The sequence below is a fragment of the Deltaproteobacteria bacterium RBG_16_64_85 genome (assembly GCA_001798885.1).
In the GTDB taxonomy this organism is placed as follows: Bacteria; Desulfobacterota; Deferrimicrobia; order Deferrimicrobiales; family Deferrimicrobiaceae; genus FEB-35.
The window spans coordinates 6,355-7,295 of the sequence record MGQW01000037.1 but is presented as its reverse complement, the minus strand read 5'-3'; the positions used below and the strand labels follow the sequence as shown (position 1 = coordinate 7,295).

General features: G+C 58.9%; 1 pseudogene (running past one end of the window). It reads left to right on the top strand.

What is annotated here, in order from left to right:
- A pseudogene (locus tag A2Z13_03915) lies at positions 1-941 on the top strand (hypothetical protein); it runs 76 nt beyond the window's last position.

Below are 941 nucleotides of genomic sequence, written 5' to 3'. Positions count from 1 at the left end.
GCGGACCTCCGGGAGTTCTACCTGGACGTTTCTCCCGCGCAGGTCATCGACATCCGCGCCGGGCGGCAGATCCTCACCTGGGGGACGGGCGACCTGCTCTTCATCAACGACCTGTTCCCCAAGGACTTCGTTTCGTTTTTCATCGGGAGGAGCCTGGAATACCTGAAGGTTGGTAGCGACGCGGTGAAGTTCAGCCTGTATCCCGGCCCCTTCTCCCTGGATCTTGTCGCCGTTCCTCATTTCACACCGAGTGAAGTTCCGCAAGGAGAGCTGCTTTCCTTCTTCAACCCGTTTACCAACCGGATTGCGGCCCCCGGCGAGAGCCTGTCCATGAGGAAGCCCACCGCAACCCCGGCGAATACCGAACTCGCCTTAAGGCTTTATCGGACCTTCGGAAGTTACGAGGGCACCCTCTACGGATTTCGCGGCTTCTTCAAGGAGCCTGCGGGCATGGATCCGGCCGACGGGACGCTCTTCTACCCGAAGCTGTCGGTTTACGGTGCCAGCATGCGGGGGCCCTTCCTTCAGGGCGTCGCGAGTTTCGAATTCGGTTATTTCGATTCCCGGGAGGACAGGCCGGGAACGAATCCCTTGATCGAAAATTCTTCCCTGAGGTACCTGCTGGGCTACGAGCGGGAGCTCCGGACCGATTTTACCGTCCGCGCCCAATATTATCTGGAGCAGATGCTGGGTTACGGGGCATATAAGGCTTCTCTCCCCCCCGGAGCGCCGGAAAAGAAGGAATATCGTCACCTTCTCTTCCTGCGCTTGACCCGGTTGCTCCGCTACCAGACGGTGGAGCTTTCCTTAATCGTTTTTTACAGCCCTTCGGACGAGGACGGCATGGTCAATCCCCAAATCTCCTACAAGATCACCGACCGGCTGTCCGTCGCGTCGGGGGCCAACGTCTTCTTCGGGAAGAATGACTTCACCCAGTTCGG